Genomic DNA, 227 nt, shown 5'->3' on the forward strand with positions numbered 1-227 from the left:
TTCACTGGAGACGTTCTTACTTGACATTGGAACTCACTGGTTCCTGAAGGCGCTCACGCGCCCGACACCGCGATGCTACAACATCGCGGATTTCCTCGACGACAACAACCGACAGAACCATCTGCGCGCTCTCGCTCGCGCCTTCGCGAGCGCCCTGTGGGCGCGAGCGAGAGCGCGCCCGAGGCGGACGATCATCCAGCACCGCGCGCCGACCCGCCCGGAGCGAG

1 protein-coding gene is annotated in these 227 nt (G+C 65.2%); it reads left to right on the plus strand.

Going from position 1 to position 227, the window contains the following annotated elements; translation table 11 throughout:
- A partial coding sequence (locus FJT57_RS16765; RefSeq protein WP_203229214.1) for a hypothetical protein occupies window positions 1-227 on the plus strand: 227 nt, incomplete at both ends.

Origin of the sequence: Halobellus captivus, from assembly GCF_007655485.1 — an archaeon.
Lineage (GTDB): Archaea > Halobacteriota > Halobacteria > Halobacteriales > Haloferacaceae > Haloquadratum > Haloquadratum captivum.